18 protein-coding genes are annotated in these 23,326 nt (G+C 30.6%); 7 read left to right on the top strand and 11 right to left on the bottom strand.

What is annotated here, in order from left to right:
* Positions 1-60: 60 nt before the first annotated feature.
* Both BTO07_RS15550 and BTO07_RS15545 read right to left on the bottom strand, forming a co-directional pair.
* Positions 61-1,629 carry a M56 family metallopeptidase gene (locus BTO07_RS15550; RefSeq protein WP_087522097.1) on the bottom strand — a complete coding sequence of 523 codons (1,569 nt, stop codon included), beginning with the start codon at positions 1,627-1,629 and terminating at the stop codon, positions 61-63.
* A gap of 198 nt (positions 1,630-1,827) precedes the next feature.
* The gene (locus BTO07_RS15545) at positions 1,828-2,190 is read right to left on the bottom strand and encodes a BlaI/MecI/CopY family transcriptional regulator (RefSeq protein WP_087522096.1); all 363 of its coding nucleotides are present in this window, start codon (positions 2,188-2,190) and stop codon (positions 1,828-1,830) included.
* A 166-nt stretch (positions 2,191-2,356) separates the two neighbouring features.
* Here BTO07_RS15545 and BTO07_RS15540 point away from each other — a divergent pair, with 166 nt between their 5' ends.
* From BTO07_RS15540 to BTO07_RS15520, 5 genes are all read left to right on the top strand, one after another.
* Positions 2,357-2,857 carry a DUF456 domain-containing protein gene (locus tag BTO07_RS15540; protein WP_087522095.1) on the top strand — a complete coding sequence of 167 codons (501 nt, stop codon included), beginning with the start codon at positions 2,357-2,359 and terminating at the stop codon, positions 2,855-2,857.
* 1,134 nt (positions 2,858-3,991) lie between these two features.
* Positions 3,992-5,686 carry a lysine--tRNA ligase gene (lysS, locus tag BTO07_RS15535; RefSeq protein WP_087522094.1) on the top strand — a complete coding sequence of 565 codons (1,695 nt, stop codon included), beginning with the start codon at positions 3,992-3,994 and terminating at the stop codon, positions 5,684-5,686.
* 194 nt (positions 5,687-5,880) lie between these two features.
* The gene (locus tag BTO07_RS15530) at positions 5,881-6,798 is read left to right on the top strand and encodes a glutaminase (RefSeq protein ID WP_087522093.1); all 918 of its coding nucleotides are present in this window, start codon (positions 5,881-5,883) and stop codon (positions 6,796-6,798) included.
* A 121-nt stretch (positions 6,799-6,919) separates the two neighbouring features.
* Positions 6,920-7,621 carry a hypothetical protein gene (locus BTO07_RS15525; RefSeq protein ID WP_087522092.1) on the top strand — a complete coding sequence of 234 codons (702 nt, stop codon included), beginning with the start codon at positions 6,920-6,922 and terminating at the stop codon, positions 7,619-7,621.
* 158 nt (positions 7,622-7,779) lie between these two features.
* Complete coding sequence (locus BTO07_RS15520) at positions 7,780-8,859, top strand: SGNH/GDSL hydrolase family protein (RefSeq protein ID WP_087522091.1); 1,080 nt, start codon at positions 7,780-7,782, stop codon at positions 8,857-8,859.
* Positions 8,860-8,866: 7 nt separating this feature from the next.
* On the opposite strand, the gene rsmG is transcribed toward BTO07_RS15520, so the two are convergent.
* Positions 8,867-9,499, bottom strand: a complete 633-nt coding sequence (gene rsmG / locus BTO07_RS15515; protein ID WP_087522090.1) for a 16S rRNA (guanine(527)-N(7))-methyltransferase RsmG — start codon at positions 9,497-9,499, stop codon at positions 8,867-8,869.
* 120 nt (positions 9,500-9,619) lie between these two features.
* Between rsmG and BTO07_RS15510 the strand changes: the two genes are divergently transcribed.
* Positions 9,620-10,711, top strand: coding sequence for a fatty acid desaturase family protein (locus BTO07_RS15510; protein WP_087522089.1), 1,092 nt, complete (start codon positions 9,620-9,622; stop codon positions 10,709-10,711).
* Between the two features lie 40 nt (positions 10,712-10,751).
* Positions 10,752-11,939 carry a pyridoxal phosphate-dependent aminotransferase gene (locus BTO07_RS15505; RefSeq protein ID WP_198342544.1) on the top strand — a complete coding sequence of 396 codons (1,188 nt, stop codon included), beginning with the start codon at positions 10,752-10,754 and terminating at the stop codon, positions 11,937-11,939.
* Between the two features lie 289 nt (positions 11,940-12,228).
* On the opposite strand, the gene BTO07_RS15500 is transcribed toward BTO07_RS15505, so the two are convergent.
* The 8 genes from BTO07_RS15500 to BTO07_RS15465 form a co-directional block, all read right to left on the bottom strand.
* Complete coding sequence (locus BTO07_RS15500) at positions 12,229-12,444, bottom strand: hypothetical protein (RefSeq protein ID WP_087522088.1); 216 nt, start codon at positions 12,442-12,444, stop codon at positions 12,229-12,231.
* Positions 12,445-12,627: 183 nt separating this feature from the next.
* Positions 12,628-15,273, bottom strand: coding sequence for a T9SS type A sorting domain-containing protein (locus tag BTO07_RS15495; RefSeq protein WP_087522087.1), 2,646 nt, complete (start codon positions 15,271-15,273; stop codon positions 12,628-12,630).
* Positions 15,274-15,671: 398 nt separating this feature from the next.
* A complete protein-coding gene (gene ftsZ / locus BTO07_RS15490; RefSeq protein WP_087522086.1) occupies positions 15,672-17,573 on the bottom strand; it encodes a cell division protein FtsZ in 1,902 nt (633 codons plus the stop codon).
* A 56-nt stretch (positions 17,574-17,629) separates the two neighbouring features.
* Positions 17,630-18,964, bottom strand: a complete 1,335-nt coding sequence (gene ftsA, locus BTO07_RS15485) for a cell division protein FtsA (RefSeq protein WP_087522085.1) — start codon at positions 18,962-18,964, stop codon at positions 17,630-17,632.
* A 6-nt stretch (positions 18,965-18,970) separates the two neighbouring features.
* Positions 18,971-19,696: a cell division protein FtsQ/DivIB gene (locus tag BTO07_RS15480; protein WP_087522084.1), complete on the bottom strand. Its 726-nt coding sequence runs from the start codon at positions 19,694-19,696 to the stop codon at positions 18,971-18,973.
* Positions 19,686-21,038 carry a UDP-N-acetylmuramate--L-alanine ligase gene (gene murC, locus BTO07_RS15475; protein WP_087522083.1) on the bottom strand — a complete coding sequence of 451 codons (1,353 nt, stop codon included), beginning with the start codon at positions 21,036-21,038 and terminating at the stop codon, positions 19,686-19,688. Before murC ends, BTO07_RS15480 begins: the two co-directional genes overlap by 11 nt.
* Complete coding sequence (gene murG, locus BTO07_RS15470) at positions 21,035-22,129, bottom strand: undecaprenyldiphospho-muramoylpentapeptide beta-N-acetylglucosaminyltransferase (protein WP_087522082.1); 1,095 nt, start codon at positions 22,127-22,129, stop codon at positions 21,035-21,037. The genes murC and murG overlap by 4 nt, the downstream gene beginning before the upstream one ends.
* Positions 22,113-23,297 carry an FtsW/RodA/SpoVE family cell cycle protein gene (locus BTO07_RS15465; protein WP_087522081.1) on the bottom strand — a complete coding sequence of 395 codons (1,185 nt, stop codon included), beginning with the start codon at positions 23,295-23,297 and terminating at the stop codon, positions 22,113-22,115. Before BTO07_RS15465 ends, murG begins: the two co-directional genes overlap by 17 nt.
* Positions 23,298-23,326 lie beyond the last annotated feature (29 nt).

Below are 23,326 nucleotides of genomic sequence, written 5' to 3'. Positions count from 1 at the left end.
GACTTTTAAAATTCCAAATAGCAATAAAATTAAAATTTTCTTTTTCATAGAAATTTATTTTTATTCAACTAAAAGAGTTAACGGAATCGAATATTTCACATCAACCTTTTTACCTTCATCCTCTCCAGGAATCATTTTTGGCAATGCGTTCATCACTTTAAGAACTTCTGTTTTAATTTTTGGGTGAGGTGCTCTTGCTTTTACATCTACAACATTACCTTCTTTATTGATTTTAAAAGCGATAAAAACTCGTTTTTTACCAGCATCTAAACCAAGTTGGTTTGGTAAATCTGCATCAAATTCTCTTGAAAAATGTTTATACACCATTTTAGAGAAACAATCTTTATCTCCAGATTCACAACCAGGGAAAGTTGGTGCTTTGTCTATTGACATAAAAGAAACTTCTTCTGTTTCTGTTGTAGTGTTATCATTTTTTGTTTTTACTTTTTCTCTATATTTATCAATATTAAAAATCATTGCTGATGCATTTCTACCATTTGGCATTTTATAGAATTTAAAACTCCAAATTTTTGAAAATTTAGATTTTTCATTAAGTCTTTCTTTAAACTTAGCATCTATTTCTACAAATTCTTGCATTTCTTCTTTAGATAAATCATCAATTGATATTTCAATAGCATTTAAAGGGCTTTCTAATCCAATGTATGAATCTAAATACGTTTCTTTATCTCCTTCTTTACCAACTAATTTACCATCTTTAAGCCTAAACAATGTTTCTATTTGCTTTTTAACTAAAACTTCACTTGTTGTTGATTCAGAACACGAAGTATAAAAAAGCATACTTGCTAAAACCGGAATTAAAACTAAATACTTTAACTGATTCATTTTTTTTGATTGTGTCTTTTTCATCATAATAATTCTTTTTTTAATAAATGTTTGTTTATAAAATTGATTGACAAACGCAATGTTTTCAACCTGAAAAAAGTTGGATAGCAAATTGTTGATATAAATTTCTTTTGTTTCTGATTTTGCGGCTACTTCGTCAGAAATATATTCGTGTACTAACGTTATTCTTTTCTGATACATAAAAATCATTGGGTTAAACCACATCATAATTTTTAAAAACTCGAAGAATAATAAATCTAAAGAATGCTTTTGTTTACTGTGCACCAATTCGTGTTCTATAATTTGTGCTTGTTGAGATTCTCGAATTTCTTTTCCTAAAAAGATAAAGTTGAAAAAAGAAAACGCCTTGGTTTGATTCGGTATTAAAACTAAAATATAACCCGCTTTCTTATAAACTTCGTACTTTCTAATTAAGTTCGCTATTTTATATAATTTCACAAGAAACAGCATCGAAAAAAGACTTACTCCCAACCAAAATAAAATATCTAAGTAATTTATAGATTGATAAAAACTCGTTTCTTGAATCACTTCTTGAATCACTTTATCAGGTGATAAAACGATTTCTGGTAGATTAATAATAAACTCTTGTGGAACCGCTTTTTGAAACGTCGGAATTTTAATAAATGGTAAAATGAAAGATAAAACTGGCGTACTAATTAAATACCATCTGTTTTTAGTAAAAAAGGTTTCTTTACTTAGAAAGAAATCATAAATCGCCAAAAATAATACTTGAAATAATATGACTTGTAAAATATAATTGATCATCGCTTTTTTTTTAATGTCATTTCGAAATGAGTCTTTTTAAACGATTGAGAAATCTAAAATGAGAATCCTCTTTGTTCCTCATTAAAATGACAAATGATTTTTTTATGTCAGGTCGAGCGCAGTCGAGACCTCAAAATTCAATCGAACTGACAGTAGCTGCAAACTGTGACTGAATACTGCCAACTGAAAACTAAATACTTACTTCCCTTTATTCACTTCATTTAAAATAGATTCCAATTCAGAAACATCCATTTTATTTTCTTTCACAAAAAAGGAAACCATACTTTTAAAAGAACCGTCAAAATAACCGTTCATTAATTTGTGTAAACTCTGGTTACTGTACGATTCTTTTTCAATTATTGGGTAATAGATAAACCCTCTTCCTACAGGTTTATGACCTACAAATTCTTTATTTTCTAAAATTCTAACGATGGTAGAAACTGTATTATATGCTGGTTTTGGCTCTGGCAATTTGTCTATTACTTCCTTTACAGAAGCTTCTTGTAAATCCCACAAAACTTGCATTATCTGCTCTTCTGCTTTTGTTAATTGTTTGCTCATAATTTCAACTAAGTTTTTAGTTCAACGATACAAATATAACTAAATACTTAGTTTGAACTAATTTTTTAGTTGATAATAATTGTAACAAAGCATTTATATAATCGTCTTATTAATAGAAAACTGGCGTGGTTATTGAACTATAGCTAGTATAATTATTAAAATTACTATGGATATATTTTTATTACTTCTAGGCTTCGTATTCGTTTGCTTAGGCATTATTGGCTCATTTTTACCCGTTTTACCAGGACCTTTAACAGCTTGGTTTGGCTTATTACTTTTACACACAACCAAAATAATTCCGATGGATTGGACTTTCTTAGGAATCACTTTAGCGTTGGCAATTATTATATTTATTCTCGATTATTTTATACCTGCAATGGGAACAAAACGTTTTGGCGGAACTAAATATGGCGTTTACGGAACCACAATTGGTTTAATTGTTGGCTTGCTCTCTCCTATTCCTTTCGGTATGTTGTTGGGTGCTTTTTTCGGCGCTTTTATTGGAGAATTAATGTACGATGGTAAAGACACAAACCGAGCTTTAAAAGCATCTTTTGGCGCTTTCTTAGGTTTTTTAGCTTCAGCAACAATTAAGTTTTCTATTGCTACAGTGTATTTTGTTTTATTTATTATTCAGTTTTGGGAATATAAAAGCGTTTTCTTTTAAGCATTTTGTCATTCCTGCGCAGGCAGGAATCCATACTCTATTTATTGTCAAGCCAAAAGTCAATTTCAATCAGAACGAAACTTGTTTGTTAACTTATTGAGATACTAAAAGACTAACTGAATTTTAAGAATAGAAAAGTATTTTCTTTCAAGCAATCTGTCATTCCTGCGAAGGCAGGAATCCATACTTCATTTATAGACAAGCTAAAAGTAAATTTCAACCAGAACGAAACTTGTTTGCTAACTTATTAATATATAAAAAGACAAACTGATTTTTTAAATACTTCTTATGGATTCCTATCTGCAAGGGAATGACAATTGAAAAAATAATTATTGAGAAAAGAAAAATGTTTTCTTTCAAGCAATCTGTCATTCCTGCGAAAGCAGGAATCCATACTTCATTTATAGAAAGCTAAAAGTAAATTTCAATCAGAACGAAACTTGTTTGCTACTTATTAATATATAAAAAGACAAACTGATTTTTTAAATACTTTTTATGGATTCCTATCTGCAAAGGAATGACAATTGAAAAAATAATTATTGAGAAAAGAAAAATGTTTTCTTTCAAGCATTCTGTCATTCCTGCGAAGGCAGGAATCTATACTCTAATTATTGACAAGCTAAAAGTAAATTTCAATCAGAACGAAACTTGTTTGCTACTTATTAATATATAAAAAGACAAACTGATTTTTTAAATACTTTTTATGGATTCCTGTCTGCAAAGGAATGACAAGTAATTAATAAATTATAGGTTTTCAAAATAGCTTGCAAACAAGTCTAGCCCTGATTGCAGCAATTGTTTGAGCTCTTTTTTATTCCTTTTTCAGGATAAAAAAAGCGAGTGCGAAAAGCAGGAAATAGCTTCAAAAAAACATATAAAAGAAAGTTTAGAACAAAAAAAAGCGTCCCGTTTCAGGGAAGCTTTCCATTGGTTAACAAAACCACGACGCTTTTACTAAAGCGCCAAAACAACACAACTAATGCTGCCCTAACAAAAAGCAGCCGGCAAATATACGATGTTTTTTGATATTCGCAAAATAACTTAGTCTTTTTTATTTTATTCTCAATTGTCTATTAATTCAAAGCATTGTATCTTTGCAATCTTTAATAAACACCAGAAAATTAAGACAGTCAAATGCAATTATCAGAACAAGAAGTTGTACGTAGAGAAAAGCTAGTAAAACTACGTGCTTTAGGAATCAATCCTTATCCAGCAGATTTATATCCAATCGATTCAAACTCGACTAAAATAAAGGAAGATTATTCTGAAGGTAAGAAGGTAATTATTGCAGGTAGATTAATGTCTATTAATATACAAGGAAAAGCTTCTTTTGCACAATTACAAGATGGTGAAGGTAGAATACAAGTCTACTTTAATCGTGATGAAATTTGTACTGGAGAAGACAAAACTAAATACAATGATGTTTTTAAGAAATTACTAGATTTAGGTGATTTTGTAGGAATTGAAGGTGAATTGTTTACCACTAAAGTGGGAGAAAAAACAGTTCGTGTTAAAGATTTTACGTTATTAAGTAAAGCTTTAAAACCTTTGCCTTTACCGAAAGTTAAAGACGGAGTTACTTTTGATGCGTTTACAGATCCTGAATTACGTTACAGACAACGTTATGCAGATTTAGTAGTAAACCCACACGTAAAAGAAGTATTTATTAAAAGAACAAAATTGTTTAATGCAATGCGTTCTTTCTTTAATGAATCTGGTTATTTTGAAGTTGAAACTCCGGTTTTACAACCAATTCCTGGAGGTGCAGCAGCAAGACCTTTTATTACACATCATAACTCGTTAGACATTCCATTATATATGAGAATTGCGAACGAATTATATCTAAAAAGATTAATTGTTGGTGGTTTTGACGGTGTTTATGAATTTTCTAAAAACTTCAGAAATGAAGGAATGGATAGAACTCATAATCCTGAATTTACTGCAATGGAAATCTATGTTTCATACAAAGATTACAATTGGATGATGGATTTTGCAGAGCAACTTTTAGAGCATTGTGCAATTGCTGTAAACGGAACTTCTGAAGCTACTTTTGGTGAACACCAAATTAACTTTAAAGCGCCTTATGCAAGAGTAACAATGGCAGATTCTATTAAACATTTTACTGGTTTTGACATTACTGGAAAAACTGAAGATGAAATTAGAGCAGCTGCTAAAGGAATGAATATTCCTGTGGATGAAACAATGGGGAAAGGAAAATTAATTGATGAAATTTTTGGTGAAAAGTGTGAAGCTAATTACATTCAGCCAACTTTTATTACTGATTATCCTAAAGAAATGTCTCCACTTTGTAAAGAACACAGAGACAACCCAGAATTAACGGAACGTTTCGAATTAATGGTTTGTGGTAAAGAAGTTGCAAATGCATATTCTGAATTAAATGACCCAATTGATCAACGTGAGCGTTTTGAGCACCAATTAAAATTAGCTCAGAAAGGTGATGATGAAGCTACCGAATTTATTGATGAAGACTTTTTACGTGCTTTAGAATATGGTATGCCTCCAACATCTGGAATGGGAATTGGAATGGACCGTTTAATTATGTTCTTAACAAATAATCAATCAATACAAGAAGTTTTATTTTTCCCTCAAATGAGACCAGAAAAGAAAGCTGTTGCAGTTGAATTGAATGCTGAAGAAAAAGCTGTTTTAGCAATTATTGAGAAAGCAGAAAAAATAGATTTAAATACTTTAAAAGTTCAGTCTGGTTTATCTAACAAGAAATGGGATAAAACAATTAAAGGTTTAACTAAAAATAACGTTGCTAAAGTTTCTAAAACAGACGAAGGTTTGTTTGTTGAAGTTGTTTAATAACATTGTCTTCTCGGAGAAAGAATAATTGAGTAATCTAATTTTGAGATTTCTCAATCGTCTAAAAAGACTCATTTCGAAATGACAGAAATTTATTAAAAAGGAATTACAGCAATGTAGTTCCTTTTTTTGTGTTATTTGGTTTATAATAAAATTTCGAATACGTTTGTTATCACAAATATTAGAAAGTGTCAATGGAAAACTATAAAAATATAATTGAAGACATTTATTCTGATGTAAAAAAGGTTGATGATATTGGTAAAGTTGCCAATTATATTCCTGAATTAGCATTTATAAAAGCTGCCAATTTTGGCGTACATATTTCTACAATTAACAAAGAAGGTTTTGGTGTTGGTAATTTTGATAAAAAGTTTTCTATACAAAGTATTTCTAAGATTTTGTCTTTAACATTAGCCTACAAATTAGAAGGTGAAAAATTATGGGAAAGAGTTGATGTAGAACCTTCAGGGAACCCTTTTAACTCATTACTACAATTAGAGTCTGATCTTGGAAAACCAAGGAATCCGTTTATAAACTCAGGCGCAATTGTGGTTTGTGATGTTTTATTCAATCATCTAAAAAACCCTAAAGTAGATTTCTTAAACTTCTGTAAAGAAATTTCTAACAATGCTACTTTAAATTACAATGAAAAAGTAGCGCTATCAGAAAAAGCTGCTGGTTTTAGAAATATTGCGCTTACGAACTTTATAAAGTCTTTTGGTAACATAAAAAACAATGTTGATGACGTTTTAGATTTTTACTTTCATATCTGTTCTTTAGAAATGAGTTGTAAAGAGTTGTCAGAAATATTTCTTTATTTAACGGATGACAATTTTACCACAAAGAACGGAAACAGAGTCCTCACTATGAGTCAAGCAAAGAGAATTAATGCAATTATGCTTACTTGTGGTTTTTATGATGAATCTGGCGAGTTTGCTTTTCGTGTTGGCTTACCAGGTAAAAGTGGCGTTGGTGGAGGTATTGTTGCTATTCATCCTGATAAATATTGTATTACTGTTTGGAGTCCTAAATTAAATGAAAAAGGAAATTCATATAAAGGAATGTTGTTCTTAGAAAAATTTACAACAAAAACAGCTTCTTCTATTTTTTAAAAATTTATTTCATAATTAATAAAGTGATTTTAGTTCCTTTTCAATAAAAAAAATAGAATTGCGTTAATTTTTACTGCAAATCATTAAAACGCATTTATATCAATTAAAAAGTGTAATCAATATGATAAATGTAACACATACTGAAAATCAAATTCAAAATGTCTTGAATTTTCAAGACCTAATTTCAACACCTTTTCAGGGAGAAATTAACGCAATGTGTTTGAAACGTAATCTCATAGGTGATTTTTCTGAGATTGTTGAAAAAGTAACGTTAAACGAAAACATGTCTGAAATTAGTCTAGAAGAACTTCGTGAACTTCAATTGAGTGAACAAGGACAATTAGCTCGTAAAATTCTTTTGAATGATTTTAAAGGATTGAAAGAGCACGGAGCTTCTCCAACTCTTAACATCATTAAATGTTATGATAGAGATGATGCTTTTCCTTTTTTTCCTACGGATGTTTATTCTTATCATGTAGATCGTTCACCAATAGCAACTGATACTTTTTTATGCACGTATTATGGAGCGTCTAGTGATATTATACCTAATTCACAAGCCACACAAAAAATATTGATTCCAGAAATACGTGCTGAACTCAAAAAATTATATGGAGAAAGTGATGAGAAAGGTTTTGAATCATTTTTAAGTGAATATTTCTTCGATTTACATTATCAACCAAAACCAAATGCACAACCAATTAATTTAGGGATTGGTAATTTATGGAAATTAGCGATTGATCATCCTGAAAGTAAAGTTCTACCTTGCCTTCATCGTGCACCAAAAGAAAAAACTGGAGAGAATAGATTAATGATAATCTGTTAAATCACTACCATTTAAATAGACAACTCCATTTTTTAAGACGTGGTTTATTTTAAATAGATTAATTTTTTTCTTGATTTAAACTATCTTCGTTATTCTGTTTTTTTTTTATTAAACTTAACGATACTTTTGGTCTAAATACAAAAATAATATCTATCATTTTGAGAAAAATCCTTTTACTTATTGCTTTATCTCTTGTTCTTGCATGTTCTTCAAAAAAAGAGACATTTATCGATTATACAAATTCACATATAGAATATTCTGGTAGAATAGATTCTTCAAAAACTAAATCTGCGAAACTATATTGGTCAGGAACTTCCATAAAATTTAATTTTGAAAGCGAATCTATATCAGCTTTATTTGAAGATGAAAAAGGAGATAATTATTACAATATTATAATAGATAATGATAGCGCCTTTATTATACGTCCAGATACAATTAAACGTTATTATGAACTTGCATCAAAATTACCGAAAGGAAAACATACTCTTGAAATTTTTAAAAGAACTGAATGGGATAGAGGAAAAACTTCTTTTTACGGTTTTAAATTAGAAGGAAATTCAAAAGTACTGAAGAAGCCTTTAAATAAAAAAAGAAAAATAGAATTTTACGGAAACTCTATAACTGTTGGATATGCTGTTGAAGATTTATCAGGAAAAGATTCTCCAGACAGTACTTACACTAACAATTATTTAAGTTACGCTGCTATTACTGCTAGACATTTTGATGCAAAATATCAATGTATCTGTAAAAGTGGAATTGGAATGACAGTTAGTTGGTTTCCACTAATAATGCCAGAAATGTATGATCGATTAATACCTGATGACCCAAATAGTAAATGGGATTTTTCTCTTTATACTCCTGATGTCGTTGTGATTAATTTATTTCAAAATGATTCTTGGATAGTAAATTTACCAGAAAATGATGAATTTAAAGCTAGGTTTGGCTCTACACCTCCAAATGATGAATATATTATAAATGCATACCAACAATTTGTATCCAAAATAAGAAACCATTATCCTAAAGCCAATATTATATGCACACTTGGATCTATGGATGCAAGTAAAAAAGGCTCTAAATGGATTGAATATATTAGAAAAGCAGTTGATCGTTTAAATGATACTGCAATTTATACACATTTTATGCCTTATAAAAAAAGTGATGGTCATCCTTCTGTAGCTGAACAAGAAATAATGGCTAAAAGTTTAATCATTTTTATTGAAGAAAATATAGATTTGTAGACAATACCTACCCTTTAAATTTCATTCCTAAATGAACCAATTTCTTAGTTTCATAGAAATCTTCTTCAAAATAATCTGATAAATTGTAAATTGTAGCAGAAGTATATAATTTTAATTCTTCTGTTAAATCACCACCTTTTAAATATAGAATTCCATTTTTTAAATCGTGATTTTGTTTTTTAGCAATTTTCCCTTTTGTCCAACGAACAAAAGTTTCCATTTGTGCTACAGCTCTACTTACAATAAAATCGTACGTATCTTTTACTTCTTCTTCAACTCTACCGTTTGTAGTTTTTACGTTTGTTAAACCCAAACCTTCAGCAACTTCATTTACTACTTTTATTTTCTTACCGATAGAATCTACCAAATGAAACTGTGTTTCAGGAAATAAAATGGCTAACGGAATTCCAGGAAAACCTCCACCTGTACCAACATCTAAAACTTTAGAACCTGGTTTAAATTGCACTAGTTTTGCAATAGCCAAAGAATGTAATACATGACGTAAATACAATTCGTCGATATCTTTTCTTGATACTACGTTAATTTTTAAATTCCAATCTTTATATAACTCTTGTAGTTTAGAAAACTGTTCAATTTGAGTTGCCGTTAAGTCTTTAAAATATTTGTGTATTATTTCCATAGAAAAAAAGTATAAGTTGCAAAAATAGTTATTGTTAACAAACAATTAGCAACAAAAAACGACCTTTGTTACATAAAGCTATTTTAAAAGTCATATTTTTGTAGATTATAGACAATACAGATGAAAACAGTAAACTTTTCGAGAGTAGATAAAGCGAAATTCTTTAGAACTCTTAATAAAAGAGTAAATACATATTTTAAAGAAAATAAACTAAAAAGAACAGGAAACTGGAAATTGTATACAAAGGCAGTTATCATGTTTTCATTATTTTTAGTTCCATTTATTTTAATTCTAACCGTTTCTATGCCTCAATGGGTAATGGCCTTATTAATGGTTGTTACAGGAATTGGAATGGCAGGTGTTGGTATGAATGTAATGCACGATGCCAATCATGATTCTTTTTCTAAAAGAAAATGGGTTAACAAATTAATGGGAAGCAGCATTTATATTTTAGCAGGAAACGTCTATAATTGGAAAGTACAACACAATGTTTTACACCATACTTTTACAAATGTAGAAGGTCAGGATGAAGATATTGATGCTGGTAGAATTATTCGTTTTTCTCAACATTCTAAATGGTTACCGATCCATAAAATTCAAAAATATTATTCAATTTTTTTATACGGTTTATTAACTATTAACTGGGCAATTACTACAGATATTAAACAAATGCACCGTTATTTAAAACGTAAATTATCTTACGGTAAGTTTCCAAACCCAGCAACAGAATGGACAAAATTAGTCATTTCTAAAATTGCATATTATGCACTTTGGATTGTTTTACCTTTATTAGTTTTAGACGTTGCATGGTGGAAAATTATAATCGGCTTTTTTGTAATGCATTATACTGCAGGTATGATTTTAAGTTTGGTTTTTCAATTAGCACATATTGTACCTAATACAGAAATGCCAATTCCAGATAAAGATGGAAATTTAGAACACACTTGGGCAGTCCACCAATTATACACAACATCTAACTTTGCGCCTACTAATTGGTTGGTAAACTTCTATACAGGAGGATTAAATCATCAAGTTGAACATCATATTTTTCCACACATTTCTCATGTGCATTATGATAAATTAGCTAAAATTGTAAAAGAAACTGCTAAAGAATTTAATTTACCATATAACGAATACGATACAATGCGTAAAGCTATTATGGAACATTTTAGACATTTAGGAGCTTTAGGGCAAAAACCCGAAATTGCATAAACACAACAACGACAACAACTACAACACAATTATCAGTAAAATGAAAGATCAATTATCAGACAGAATTAACAGTTTACCTGTCTCTCAAACTTTAGCAATGGCTGCTAAAGCAAGAGAACTAAGAGCAGAAGGAAAAGATATTATCGGTTTAAGTTTGGGAGAACCAGACTTTAATACGCCAGATTTTATTAAAGACGCTGCAATTGAAGCAATCAATCAAAACTACAACTCTTACTCACCAGTAGATGGGTATGTAGAATTAAAAGAAGCTATTTGCACGAAGTTTAAACGTGATAATGATTTGGTATACAAACCAAGTCAAATAGTTGTTTCTACAGGTGCTAAACAATCTATCGCAAACATTGCACAAGTATTGTTAAACCCAGGTGACGAGGTTTTATTACCTGCACCTTATTGGGTAAGTTATTCTGCAATTGCTATTTTATGTGAAGCAACGTATGTAGAGATTCCTTCTTCTATTGACAATGATTTTAAAATCACTCCAGAACAGTTAGAAGCTTCTATTACGCCTAAAACAAAAATGATTTTCTTTAACTCTCCAAACAACCCAAGTGGAACTATTTATAGTGAAGCTGAGTACAGAGCGTTGGCAGCAGTTTTAGAAAAACATCCACGTATTTTTATCTTATCAGATGAAATTTACGAACATATCAATTACGAAACAAAACCTTTTAGTTTTGCAGCAATTGAAAGTATGTACGACAGAACGATTACTGTAAACGGTTTAGCAAAAGCATTTGCTATGACAGGTTGGAGAATCGGTTATATTGGTGCTCCAGAATGGATTGCTAAAGCTTGTACTAAAATGCAAGGGCAAATTACTTCTGGTACAAATTGTATCGCTCAAAGAGCAGCAATTACAGCAGTTTTAGCGCCTGTTTCTAAAATTCAATTTATGGTCGATGAGTTTAAAACTCGAAGAGATATCATTATTGGATTATTAAGAGAAATCGACGGATTTAAAGTAAACGTTCCTGAAGGAGCTTTTTACGTTTTCCCAGATGTTTCTGGTTTTTTCGGTAAAACAATTAACGGAGTAAAAATTGAAAACGCAAGCGATTTTTCTTTATTCATCTTAGAAAAAGCAAACGTTGCAACTGTAACAGGAGACGCTTTTGGTACACCAAATTGTATTAGAATCTCATACGCAGCTTCAGAATTACAAATTAGAGAAGCTATTAAGAGAATTAAAAAAGCTTTAAGTTAGAAAACGGCTCTTGTCAGTTCGAGCGCAGTCGAGAATAAATATTAAAATCCATCTTTTTTAAGGTGGATTTTTTTTTTGTTTTGGCGTGTCCTTTCAGGTCAGGCTTTCCGCACTCGCTTTTTTTCTGCTGATTTTATTGTTAGCATCAGTAATTATTTAAAAGTAATTTTATTGTTTAGATAAGATACTAAAACGAGATTAGCATAAAAAAGAGCTCAAACAATTGCTTCAATCCTTCACGCGAGCCTATTTGCAAACGAATAGCTAAATTCAAAAATTTTATCTCTTTTTAAGAAACAAACATAATAATAGCAAAAACAAATACCGAAACTTGTAAAATAGTTCCTACCTGACTTTCTATCTTTCCCTGATGATTTATAATCATCGATTTAATTCTCGATACAGATTTAGATTTCTGTATTCTCATATTTTTTTTAAGATCTTGTTTATAAGATGAAGTTAAAATTCCTCTTTCTTCTAACGTAACTGTTTGTAAATATTTCATGATGTTTAGTTTTATTGATTATACAAAGAAGACGACTTCTAAGATAAATTGTTACAAACAAAAACACTCAAAACAGCTAAAAAACAATCATTTACAGTATTGACAGTTTACGACAAGGACAAAAAAAATGGCAATATTTCATAATTATGAAATATTACCATTAAAAGGTTGGAGGACATTTTTTTAATTTACGACCAATTTAATTGTTTTATAATTTCTAAAATCATTTCTAATTTTCACAAAATACATCCCTGGTTTTAAACCTTCTCTTAAAATTGTGATTTTGTTATTTCCTATAGTTGTATTTTCTTCTGTTTTTCTAATTAAAGAACCTGTTAAATTAAATACTTCCATTTTAGTAGCAGCATTTGTTTCAGAATAAAAGCTTAACTCAGCGCTAATTTTCATTGGGTTAGGCATCAACATTACATTATTTTCTTCGATAACCGCTGTATCAACTCCAAGTACTTGTTCTGTAAACTGTATATTGTTTAAATTCATTTCTTTTTCTAAAACCTCAGTTCCATCAGAAGACATTGTAAAAACAATATTAATTGCATCAACCAAATCTAACTCACCTCCAGCTGCCGAAACAAAATGCGCAATAGGAATTGCATAATGGCTTTCAGTTTCATTTAACTTAATAGTGGTTCTGAATTGGTTTTTCCAAGCAACTACACCTTCTTTAACAATAGTAATTTCTAAATCTCCTGTTCCTTTTGCATCTAATTCAAACAAATCATAATTAGATAAATCTATAGAAGTAAACCTTGGTGTAAATGATCTAAAGGCAGAAACATACTCGCTTGTTGTAGCTTTTAAAGAAATATTTCTTTCAACTCTATAACCACTTCCTGCATAAATATTATCGTTTTGAGTTATAGCAAATTCATTAATAGTTGTTCCTTTAGGAGAATCATCTTTTCCCCAAACACCATCAGACATAAATAAATCATCTGGCGTTAAATTGTATTCGTTTTCTATTCTAAAACCAATATCAAAAATATTTCCAGTTTCAATTGTTAAAGTTTCAATATAACTTCCTTTTAATTCTAAAGTTTGATTAAAATATTCTGTAGCTGAAGTTTCTGTTCTTTTAAAACCTGCATCAATCACAACACTTTTACTTCTTCTTACATTAATTAACTCTAATTCTAAAGCTCCATTTACATAAGCTCCTTTTTTAACAAATACTGGTGGAGGAGTTGACGTATCATAATTTGAAATTGGTCTTTGAATTTCGAATAAAGCAATAGCTTCTTGACCTAAAGTTAATAAATCGTCTACACTATTAGTCCAAATTTGAAAGTTATAATAAGTAGCATCCGCTTCATACTTATCAATATTCCAATGACTATCTATTTCAAAATTCTCTTCATTGTTAGCCAATCTTCCAGAAAAACTTAAAACAAACTCCTTTGTTCCATTACTGTTTTTTATAATAGATTTAATAAAATGCACACCTTCTTCTCCTCCTTCTTCACCTTCTTCAGTTTCATCTTCAAACAACTCTATGGTAGAAACTGATAATAATTCTGCACCTAATAATCTATCGCAAATAAACTTTGTATGTTCATAAACACCATTTTCTGTTTTTGTTGCTAAAACAACAGCAACTGTTTCTCCATCTTTCACATAATCTAAAGAGTATAATTCAGTCGCATTTGTAATTGCTATTAAATCTAAAGCTGAAGATTCTACTGCTACTGCTCCAGGAATTACATCTAGAGGAATTAAATCTTTTAATTCAAAATTTGCCGTTTTTGCTGATGTTTTTTTGTAATCATTAGACTTTACTACTTTCTTAGCCGTTTTTTTATCAAACTTATGATTCCCTTTTATTCTTAAATAATTTCTTTTATTTATTTGTTGAGAAAGACGGTCATTACTTTCTAACCCTCCATCATTTCCACTAGAAACTTGTGGAACAAGAACAGGACAAGCTGCAACTCCTGAACAAGCAGGATCATCACAATCTGTTAAACCATCACCATCATCATCAATACCATTTACACAATCTTCTTGAGGAACTGGCGCTGTTGGACATCTTGCTCCATCATTCTGGCTACTAGAAGGCCCATAAGCAAAAAGATTAGAATCAATTTCACCACCAACCTCTAAAGTCTGTACATTTTGAATTACATAAACAGTTCCTGTTTGATTTGCTGATACATAAAACCTCCCTGAAGCATCAAAATAAACAGCTCCATACGTATAATTTAAACCAGCTAAAATTGGCACTTCACCTAAATCTATAACTTCACTTGTTGTAGCGTTAATTCTATATAAGTGATTTGTTTTTTTCTCTACTGAGTATAAGTGACCATCTACTGAGTTAAACGCCCAATCATGAATACTTAAACTTTTAGACAATGTTTCAGTACTTTTAAACTTAGTATAATTAACTGATTCTGGATTTAAATCTACTTTATAATAAGTAGCTCCTCCTCCTTTTAAGTAATAAATACCTTCAGAACTTACATCTCCTACATATCTACTCGATGTTGGTAACTCATCAATATAAAAAGTATCTATATTAAAGTTTTTACCAATTCTTACAATTGTTTTTTCAGGAAAACTTAAAGCCCCCCATATATAACCATCTGCAGGGTTATAACCTACAGCATTAACATTACCTTCTGTTACATTTTCTTTCACAAGATATGAACTACCTGAAGCTAAATCTAAAGCATAAATATCATTATACTGAAATAAATATGCGTTATAATCACAGTTAAATGGATCTTCTTGAGCACTTGTAAATAAGCTTAGAATTACAGCTAAAAAGAATAAAATTCTAGAATACGAGGTATGTAATTTTGTTTTCATTGTTCTAATTTTATGTAAAAATATTATTTTATAACTATTCTAAAAGGTAATAAAAGGTAATTGACCAAAAAGTATAGATGAGTTGAAGTTTTCTAATGTTAAATTAATTTATCTTTTTTTATTAAAAAAACCACAACTAAAAATAGTTGTGGTTTAGCATATTTAGAGGTAGAGTAATTGGGGTTATATTTTTTTACAATTAAGTGTGTTTTTCGATTTCATTATCTTATGACAAAGATAACACTAACCACACCTAAAATAAACAATATTAGATAATTAACCTACAAACATCGATAAATCATAACCTTTTATACGTTAAATGGAATATTTTATTAAACAAAAAAAAGCCACAACTACGAATAGATATGACTTTGGGTTTTAGGGGTTAAATTTTAAAACTAATCTACATTATCATGTAAAAAAGAATTATTTGATTTTAAACTGATTTCATCAGTATCTTTATTTATCGATGTTTTTCTATTACTAATAGATGCATTGGTATCTAGATCTATACCTAGTCTTTTATAAGCAGGTTGACGCTCAATTTCATCTATATTCTTGTTCATTTGATCGTTAAACTTATAGTTAAACCCCTTCATCTTCTTACGTCTCTCTTCAGCTCTCGTTTGTAATTCAGTAATTGTAAGGTCTAAAGGAGAAACTTCTTCACTAAGAGTTTCAATTCTATTAATTTCTGCTTGAGGAGTTCTCGTTTTTAACTCGAACTGAACATCTTCTTCGACAACTTTTTTCTCTATAATACCAGAACTTTTACCAATTGTTGGCTGTGCATCAAAATCTTCTAAGACATAACGCTTTTCAACTGCTTTTCTCTTAAAAACAACCTCTTCAGCTCCATAAACTTCAATCTCATTTACATTTACAACCGGTTCTTCTTGTAAACTAAAACGAATTTCTTCATTTGCTTTTACTTCTGCTTTTGGATTTAAAGGCAAATCAAATAATAAATCTGATTGTACTTGTTTAGGCTCTTCTATAATACTTACTTCTTGAACAGGAGTAACATCTGTAATTACAAAATCGTCTTCAGAAACAGTTTCTACTTGAACTTCTTCAAAAAGAACAGACATATTAGCAATATCGTTAGTCGTATTCTCTAAATTTATTTTAGGAACAGCAACCTCCTCAACTTCATCTTCTAAAGTGTGTACTATTTTTTGCGCTACTTTATTTGTATGAGGCTCATTTAATGTTGGAGATTTTGTAATTGTTTTCTCACTGAAATCATAAGTAGCTTTTTGTTCATCTTCTAAAGTATGAACAATCTTCTTAACCTCTGTATTGGTAATTGTACTTTGCTGATCAGCAGCAAAACCTGTAGCTACAATTGTTACAGCAATAGCATCACCTAATTTTTCATCCTCTCCAACACCCATAATAATATTGGCATCATAACCAGCTTCATCTTGAATGTAATCGTTGATTTCACCAATTTCATCTAACGTAACTTCGTTAGTACCTGAGACTATTAATAACAATACGTTTTTGGCACCTGTAATTTTATTGTCATTTAATAAAGGAGAATCTAATGCTTTAACAATAGCTGTTTTGGCTCTAGTTTGTCCTTCTTCTTTTGCAGAACCCATAATTGCTGTTCCACTGTTAGAAAGTACAGTTTTAGCATCATGTAAGTCAATATTTTGCTTATAGTGATGTGTAATTACTTCTGCAATTCCACGAGAAGCAGTAGATAAAACCTCATCTGCTTTAGAGAAACCTGCTTTAAAACCAAGGTTTCCATAAACTTCACGAAGTTTGTTATTATTAATTACAATTAAAGAATCTACATTCTGACGCAATTGATCGATTCCTAATTGAGCTTGTTTAGCACGTCTTCTACCTTCAAAGGCAAAAGGCATCGTAACAATACCCACAGTAAGGATATCCATATCTTTTGCAATTTTAGCTATAATTGGAGCAGCACCTGTACCAGTTCCGCCTCCCATACCAGCAGTAATAAATACCATTTTTGTTTGGGTATTTAGCATTTGCTGAATTTCTTCCATGCTTTCTTTAGCTGCTTGTGCTCCAACTTCTGGATTTGCACCTGCACCTAAACCTTCAGTTAAACTTACACCTAGCTGAATTTTATTAGGAACAGAGCTATTATCTAAAGCTTGTGCATCTGTATTACAAATTACAAAGTCTACCCCTTTAATATGTTGCGTAAACATGTGGTTTACTGCGTTGCTTCCACCACCACCAACACCAATTACTTTAATTGTGTTAGACTGTGTTTTTGGCATGTCAAATGAAATGTTATCGAATTCTGTGCCCATAATAACGTATCTATTGTTTAATAATTTTTATAATATAATATTTCTTTTCCCCAATCTTATTCTGCGTTGTCTAGAAAGTCTTTTAACCCTTCTGTAAACTTTTCAAAAAACGACTTCTTTTTTGGTTTTGGTTTCGGTTTTGGCTCAACGATTTGTTGTACTTCTTCTTGATTATCCTCAATAGTTTCTTCAACTACTTCCTCAACCACTTCTTCCTCTTCCTCTTTATTCCCTTTTTCTAAGCCTACCATTAATAAACCAACAGCAGTAGCGTAAGATGGACTTGATAAAATCTCATCTGAATCTCCAGCTAAATGTTCATTCGGAAAACCTATTCTTGCATCCATACCAGTAATATATTCTACTAACTGACGTAAATGTTTTAATTGAGAACCTCCACCTGTTAACACAATACCAGCAATTAATTTTCCTTTTGCTGTTTCATGTCCATAATTTTTAATCTCTAAATACACATGCTCAATAATTTCTTGAACTCTTGCATGTATAATTTTTGATAAATTCTTTAACGTAATCTCTTTTGGCTCTCTTCCTCTTAGTCCAGGGATAGAAACAATCTCTGTTTCTTTATTTTCTCCTGGCCATGCAGAACCAAATTTTATTTTTAATAATTCAGCTTGTTTTTCTATAATTGAACAACCTTCTTTAATATCATCTGTAATTACATTTCCTCCAAAAGGGATTACAGCTGTATGTCTTATAATTCCGTCTTTAAAGATCGCTAAATCTGTTGTTCCTCCTCCAATATCAATCAATGCAACTCCTGCTTCTTTTTCTTCTTGACTTAACACTGCTGATGCCGATGCTAAAGGTTCTAAGGTAATTTCGCTTAAACCTAAACCTGCGCTTTTTACACAACGTCCAATATTTCTAATAGAAGAAACTTGCCCAACAACTACATGGAAATTCGCTTCTAAACGACCTCCATACATTCCTATTGGCTCTTTTATATCTGCCTGAGAATCTACTTTAAATTCTTGTGGTAACACATGAATAATTTCTTCTCCTGGCAACATTACCAATTTATGAACCTGGTTTACTAAATCTTCAATATCGTTATCATCGATAACTTCATCTGCGTTATTTCTTGTGATATAATCACTGTGGTGTAAACTACGAATATGCTGACCAGCAATACCAACAACAACTTCTTCAATTTTAAGACCAGAAACACTTTCTGCTTCATCAACAGCTTGCTGAATAGATTGTATTGTTTGAGTAATATTACTTACAACTCCACGTTTTACTCCTAAACTTTTTGCTTTACCGATACCAACAACCTCAATCTTATCGTATTCATTCTTACGACCAATCATGGCAACAATTTTAGTTGTACCAATATCTAAACCAACTGCTATTTTATTGTTTTCCATTTTGATCTATTTTGTGCACACAACTTGGTTGTGATATTTAACATTAATCCTTTTATAATTCTGAATCGTTTTATCTTCAAATGTTGTGTTATAAAACGCTTTTAACTTCTTAAATTTTACATCCATTCTGGTTAATTTTCCAAAATCGATTTTATAATTTCCACTTCTTACGGAAATTTGATACTCATCATCGGCGAATTTCTCAATTCCTACCACTTCTTTTTGCAAAAAATCATCTTCCAAAACGAACGAAATTAAAGGCAATATTTCTTTAACATCAGCATCATTTTCAACCCCAGAAACCAACAACACTCTAGCTGAATAATTACTAGACAGCGGTACTTTTATTCCTTGTTTATCAATATAATAAGAATTACTTACGTTTGTAATTCTTGCAACAGGTGTTCGCTGTTTTATGATAGTTTTTAACGTACCAGTAATGCTTAAAAAAACAGATGCATCTTCTACATATGGATTTTTAAACACTGTTTTTTCCAAAACATATAAATCTATCACACTTTTCGCTTGGTTTTTCACACTTCCACCATTTTGTATTAACAATTTATTAACCATAGAATGTGTCAAAAAATTATTGTCTCCGGCTTCAAATTCTACGACAACATCTTTAACAATTTTATTAGAATTTCTCTTCGAAGAAAAACTATATAAAAACCCCAAACTCCCTATTAATAATAGAAATGCTATGTATTTTAAAAACCTCTTAAACTTCATCTTCAGTTGTTTTTAAAAGTTGACTTGTTACCTCATTTATCATCACTCCAATATCACCAGCACCTAACATTGTAACCACTTTTGCTGATGAATTTTTAATATCTTTTACTAAATTATTTTTTTTAGTTAATTTTTTATTCTTAAGAGTCAATTTATTTAGCAACCACTCAGAATTTACACCATCAATAGGTTCTTCTCTCGCAGGATAAATATCCAACAACAAAACTTCATCAAATTTTGATAATGCCAATGCAAAATCATCAATAAAATCTTTGGTTCTAGAAAACAAATGCGGCTGAAAAACAACTAACACTTTTTCATTTGGATACATTTCTCTAACAGAACTTTCTACTGCATTTATTTCTGTTGGATGATGTGCATAATCATCAATCAAAACAAAGTCTTCTGTTTTTATTTTATAAGAAAAACGACGTTTTACACCTTTAAAAGTTGATAAACTTTGTTTGATATTTTCTAACGAAATTCCATAAACATCTGCCATTGCCAAAGCTGCTAATGCATTCATAACATTATGCTGACCTGGTAAATGAAATTCAATATTTTTAATTTCTGATGAAGGCGTTTTCACATCAAAAATATATTTTCCGCTTTCAATTTTTAAATTAAATGCTTTATAATCTGCATCTTCATTAACAGCATACGTTAAACCATTTAAAGGCAAACCTTTTGCAATAATTAACGTGTCTGAAACTTTATTTGTAAACTCAATAAAAGACTCATCTAAAGCATCAGAATCTCCATAAATATCCAAATGATCTGCATCCATAGAAGTGACACACGCAATATTTGGACTTAACTTTAAGAAAGATCTATCAAACTCATCAGCCTCTACAACACTTACTTTATCTTCTCCTAAAATTAAATTCGAATTGTAGTTTTCTGCAATTCCTCCTAAAAAAGAAGTTGCATTTACTTCAGCCATAATATGACCTAAAATAGATGAAGTTGTTGTTTTACCATGTGTACCCGCAACCGCTAAACAAAAAGTAGTTTCAGTTATTTTTCCTAAAATTTCCGACCTTTTTAAAACCGTAAAATTGTTGTCTAAAAAGTAATTTAATTCAGTATGATTTTTAGGAACTGCTGGCGTGTAAATGACTAACGTTTTTTCCTTTTTCAAAAAAGAAATAGGAATATTCTTTAACGCATCTTCAAAATGAATTTCAACTCCTAAATCCTCTAAATCTAAAGTGATTTGAGATGGAGTTTTATCATAACCAGCCACCTTTTTTCCATTAGACGCAAAGTAACGAGCAATTGCGCTCATTCCTACGCCTCCAATTCCAACAAAATAGACGTTATGAATATTCTTTAAATTCACTTTTTTAGTAATTTTTCTACTTCGTTAACAATATCTGATGTTGCACCTGGAAGAGCCAATTCATTTATATTTTCTGATAAATGCTCTTGTTTACCTTTATCTTTTATTAAAGTTTCAAATACAATTGGAAATGTATCCAACTCACTTTCTTTTAATAAAATTGCTCCATGTTTATCTGCAATTGACTTTGCATTTTTTGTTTGATGATCTTCTGCCACATTTGGAGAAGGAATAAAAATCACAGGCTTCCCTACAATACATAATTCAGAAACTGAACTTGCTCCTGCTCTAGAAATAATAATATCTGCTGCAGCATAAGCCAAATCCATTCTATTTACATATTGATGAACCTGAATACCCTTTAACTCATCATACTTTTTATATTCTTCAAAATAAAATTTACCACATTGCCAAATAACTTGTACTTCTTGGTTTTTAAAGAACTCTAAATTCGTTTCTACCAATTGGTTTATTTTTCTCGCTCCTAAACTCCCTCCTAAAACTAAAATGGTTTTCTTCTTTTTATCTATACCAAAAAAATCTTTTCCTTCATCCGTTTTAGAATGAATCGATAATAAATCTTGACGAACAGGGTTTCCTGTTTTTACAATTTTATCCGCAGGAAAAAAACGCTCTAAATTATCATAAGCAACACAAATTTTCTGTGCTTTTTTACTCAACAATTTATTTGTAATTCCTGGGTACGAATTCTGTTCTTGTATTAAAGTCGGTACTCCTTTTCTACCCGCCATAATCAATGTTGGTCCACTAGCAAAACCGCCTGTACCAATAGCAATATCTGGTTTAAATTTCCTTATAATATTAGACGCATTCCACAAACTACTTATCATTTTAAATGGAAATGATAAATTAGCTAAAGTCAACTTTCTTTGAATTCCAGAAATCCACAATCCTTTAATTTCATAACCTGCATGTGGAACTTTTTCCATTTCCATCTTATCTTTTGCTCCAACAAACAAGAAATCCGCATCAGGATAACGCAATTTCAATTCGTTTGCAATAGCAATTGCAGGATAAATATGACCGCCTGTTCCTCCACCAGAAATTAATATGTTAATCGATTGTTTCATGAAGTATGTTTAAAGGGTTATCATCTAAAATATCTTCTTCTGTTTCTTCTTTTGATGCACTTACACTTAATATCATTCCCAACGCAAAACAAGTCATCCAAATAGAAGTACCTCCACTACTAATTAGTGGTAATGTTTGCCCAGTAACCGGAAATAAATTAGTGGCAACTGCCATATTTATTGATGCTTGAAATATGATTGGAAGCCCAACACCTAATACTAATAAAGTTCCGAAAATTGTAGTTGTTTTTCGTATCACCACAAAGATTCTAAACATCAATAAAAAGTAAATGGACACAATAACAAAACCTCCAATTAATCCATATTCTTCTACAATGATTGCAAAAATAAAATCGGATGTAGATTGAGGTAAAAAGTTCTTTTGAATACTTTTCCCCGGACCAACTCCAAATGTTCCTCCAGTTGCAATGGCAATTTTAGCCTTTTCAACTTGATATGCTTCTTTACCTTCTTCGTCAGAAAAACTCTCAATTCTATTTTGCCAAGTCTGAACTCTATTTGGCATCGCATCTGGAAACGCTTTTGCCACCAAAACAAAAATTGACAACATAACAATTCCTGCTCCTAGAATAAATCCGATATATTTTATTGGATAACCTCCTATAAAAGTCACCATTAAAATCATTACAAAAATGATTGCTGTAGTAGAAAAATTTGCAGGTAATATCAATGCTAAAACAAAAGCAACAGGAACCCAAAGTTGCCATAAACTTTCTTTAAAATTGATTTCCTTTTCTTTATTTCTAGCCAAATACCTTGCTACATAAACCATTAAAACCAATCCTGCTAAGGTTGATGTCTGAAAACCTATTCCTCCAATTCGAATCCATCTACTTGCGTTTGCCCCACCGATTATTGTTCCTTGTGCTAAGGTAAAAATCAACAGAACAATAACAACAGGAAGCATTAAAACAGATCCTCCAGAAAAATATCTATAAGGCACTTTATGTACTCCATAAATAATAGCAAAACCCATAATTAATAAAACAATATGTTTTACTAAATGACCCAAAGTAGACCCATTACCAACAACATACACCAAGTTTGTGCTTGCGCTATAAACTGGCATAAATGAGAATATTGCCAAAACAGCAACAATTGCCCAAATGGTTTTATCTCCTTTTATATGTTGAAAAATGGTTTTCATCGGCCTCTCTTAATCTCTCCAAAGGAGAG

It is taken from the genome of Polaribacter sp. SA4-12 (assembly GCF_002163675.1).
GTDB lineage: Bacteria > Bacteroidota > Bacteroidia > Flavobacteriales > Flavobacteriaceae > Polaribacter.
This window is presented reverse-complemented; position numbering and strand designations above follow the sequence as displayed.

Excerpts from the sequence above, each read along its gene's own strand:
- BTO07_RS15550 (WP_087522097.1), bottom strand. The coding sequence starts at position 1,629 with ATGATCAATTATATTTTACAAGTCATATTATTTCAAGTATTATTTTTG.
- BTO07_RS15545 (WP_087522096.1), bottom strand. The coding sequence starts at position 2,190 with ATGAGCAAACAATTAACAAAAGCAGAAGAGCAGATAATGCAAGTTTTG.
- BTO07_RS15540 (WP_087522095.1), top strand. The coding sequence starts at position 2,357 with ATGGATATATTTTTATTACTTCTAGGCTTCGTATTCGTTTGCTTAGGC.
- lysS (WP_087522094.1), top strand. The coding sequence starts at position 3,992 with ATGCAATTATCAGAACAAGAAGTTGTACGTAGAGAAAAGCTAGTAAAA.
- BTO07_RS15530 (WP_087522093.1), top strand. The coding sequence starts at position 5,881 with ATGGAAAACTATAAAAATATAATTGAAGACATTTATTCTGATGTAAAA.
- BTO07_RS15525 (WP_087522092.1), top strand. The coding sequence starts at position 6,920 with ATGATAAATGTAACACATACTGAAAATCAAATTCAAAATGTCTTGAAT.
- rsmG (WP_087522090.1), bottom strand. The coding sequence starts at position 9,499 with ATGGAAATAATACACAAATATTTTAAAGACTTAACGGCAACTCAAATT.
- BTO07_RS15510 (WP_087522089.1), top strand. The coding sequence starts at position 9,620 with ATGAAAACAGTAAACTTTTCGAGAGTAGATAAAGCGAAATTCTTTAGA.
- BTO07_RS15505 (WP_198342544.1), top strand. The coding sequence starts at position 10,752 with ATGAAAGATCAATTATCAGACAGAATTAACAGTTTACCTGTCTCTCAA.
- BTO07_RS15500 (WP_087522088.1), bottom strand. The coding sequence starts at position 12,444 with ATGAAATATTTACAAACAGTTACGTTAGAAGAAAGAGGAATTTTAACT.
- BTO07_RS15495 (WP_087522087.1), bottom strand. The coding sequence starts at position 15,273 with ATGAAAACAAAATTACATACCTCGTATTCTAGAATTTTATTCTTTTTA.
- ftsZ (WP_087522086.1), bottom strand. The coding sequence starts at position 17,573 with ATGGGCACAGAATTCGATAACATTTCATTTGACATGCCAAAAACACAG.
- ftsA (WP_087522085.1), bottom strand. The coding sequence starts at position 18,964 with ATGGAAAACAATAAAATAGCAGTTGGTTTAGATATTGGTACAACTAAA.
- BTO07_RS15480 (WP_087522084.1), bottom strand. The coding sequence starts at position 19,696 with ATGAAGTTTAAGAGGTTTTTAAAATACATAGCATTTCTATTATTAATA.
- murG (WP_087522082.1), bottom strand. The coding sequence starts at position 22,129 with ATGAAACAATCGATTAACATATTAATTTCTGGTGGAGGAACAGGCGGT.
- BTO07_RS15465 (WP_087522081.1), bottom strand. The coding sequence starts at position 23,297 with ATGAAAACCATTTTTCAACATATAAAAGGAGATAAAACCATTTGGGCA.